This is a genomic window from Pseudoalteromonas sp. SR45-5 (assembly GCF_014163565.1).
GTDB lineage: Bacteria > Pseudomonadota > Gammaproteobacteria > Enterobacterales > Alteromonadaceae > Pseudoalteromonas > Pseudoalteromonas distincta.
The window spans coordinates 1-1,405 of record NZ_JACJDN010000838.1; the positions used below are offsets into that span (position 1 = coordinate 1).

A 1,405-nucleotide genomic window follows, 5' to 3' on the forward strand; every position below is an offset into this window, starting at 1 on the left:
AAACGCTTTTAACATTAGCGGATGCTCTGCCCCACCCACCGAAAGATATAAATAAGTAGACGACTTAACTTTGTTATCTTGAGCACTTAAAAACGCTTCTAAATTATTAACTACGGTCATATCGTCATACCAAGCCGCAGGGCTAAAAGCAAAATAGCCATTAAACAATTCAGGCTTTGTATGCAGCGTATACAGTACAAAGCTACCACCTGCCGAAAAACCACTTAAAACACGGTTATTACTAAGCTTATATTTTGCTGATAGATAAGGGAGTAACTCAGTTTCAATAAACGCTAAAAACTTGTCGGCTTCGCCATTTGGTTCAATAAGTGTTTCATGCGCTGGACGCGCTTGTGTATTAACATCTTGGCGGGCATAAGGAGGCACTAAATCGCGATTACGTGTATCTGTAAAAAACAAATTAGGAATAGACACCAATATAGCCTTATCCCCTTTTTCGCTCTTAGCTTGTTTTGTAAGTGCTTTATCCCATGTATCTAAATTAAAGTTACCATCGGTTTTAATAATTAACGGATACGCTTTTTTAGGATTGTAATTAGCGGGCAATCTTATAAACACTTTGCGCGACTCCTTAAGCACGCTTGAGTTAATTGTTACATCTGTATAGGCCGATACATAATGGTTGTAATAGCGTATAGCTAAAATACCAATAGCAAAAATGACTACGGCTAAACTTAAATTAATAATATAGTGTTTTGTTATTTTTATTGCCATACGGCATTCCTTTCAATGTTTAGGAGTTATTTAATCGAGCTTAACCCATTGTTTTATTTCCAGCGCGGTCATAATAAGCTCAACCGAAAACGCGGCTAAAATCATTCCCATCACTCGCGTTAAAATAGACGCGCCGCCAGTACCAATTAGCTTAATAATTTTACCCGAAAGCAGCAACAGTATTAAGGTAATACCCAACACACCAAGTGTAACAAGCGCTGTGCCTATTTGAGTAGTAATTGGGTGTATGTGGTTATCGGTAAGTAGTATTACCGCCAAAATAGCGCCAGGAGTCGCCGTTGCAGGTATAGCAAGCGGAAACACGGCTATATCGTGATCGGGGTCTTGTTTGGCTTTGTTAGAATCGTTTCCAAAAATCATTTGCAGGCCAAATAAAAACAATATAATTCCGCCCCCTAACTGAAACGACACCAACCTAATTCCCATCGCATTAAGTATTAGTTGCCCTATTAAAATAGAACCCAATAATACGCCCCCGGCATAAAGTACCGTTTTAAATGCAGTTTTACGGCGTTGTTGATCAGTTAAATGAGAAGTAAGCGCAGCAAACAGCGCCATAGTGCCTATTGGGTCAATGGTCGCCCAAATTACAAGCGCATCTTGAGAGAGTTTTTCTAGCATATAAAATCCTTGTTAAGCGTAAATGTTT

At 39.0% G+C, this 1,405-nt stretch carries 2 protein-coding genes; both read right to left on the reverse strand.

Going from position 1 to position 1,405, the window contains the following annotated elements; genetic code table 11:
* A partial coding sequence (locus tag H5072_RS19470; RefSeq protein ID WP_182694510.1) for an alpha/beta hydrolase occupies window positions 1–735 on the reverse strand: 735 nt, incomplete at its 3' end.
* A gap of 30 nt (window positions 736–765) precedes the next feature.
* Window positions 766–1,377: a MarC family protein gene (locus H5072_RS19475; protein ID WP_033029579.1), complete on the reverse strand. Its 612-nt coding sequence runs from the start codon at window positions 1,375–1,377 to the stop codon at window positions 766–768.
* Window positions 1,378–1,405 lie beyond the last annotated feature (28 nt).

Coding starts and splice junctions, on each gene's coding strand:
- H5072_RS19475 (WP_033029579.1), bottom strand. CDS start 1,377: ATGCTAGAAAAACTCTCTCAAGATGCGCTTGTAATTTGGGCGACCATT.